Source organism: Limimaricola sp. G21655-S1 (genome assembly GCF_027213785.1).
In the GTDB taxonomy this organism is placed as follows: Bacteria; Pseudomonadota; Alphaproteobacteria; order Rhodobacterales; family Rhodobacteraceae; genus Limimaricola.
In genome coordinates this window covers 1-241 of record NZ_JAPWGO010000470.1, presented here as the reverse complement: position 1 = coordinate 241, position 241 = coordinate 1, and the positions used below count along the sequence as shown (strand labels likewise).

At 39.8% G+C, this 241-nt stretch carries 1 protein-coding gene; it reads left to right on the top strand.

Annotation, left to right across the window (positions count from 1 at the left end; genetic code table 11):
* On the top strand, window positions 1-241 hold a 241-nt coding region (locus O4G76_RS21500; RefSeq protein ID WP_269399112.1), incomplete at both ends, for a hypothetical protein.

The window sequence follows — 241 nt, the reverse complement described above, 5'->3', positions numbered from 1 at the left end:
CAACTACAGTGGCTGGATTACGTAATAACATTGCCGGTAATGAAAAAGCACAAGCAGAAGCTGGTGGAAGACCAAACTATAAATCATCAGGTTATTCACAATCAAATCCAACGACTGATGGCCAACGTCAATTTACGTTGAATGGTCAAGTGATTCAAGTGTTAGATATCATTAATCCTTCAAATGGATTTGGTGGACAACCCGTTACAAACTCTAATGTTCGTGCGAACCACAGTAACTC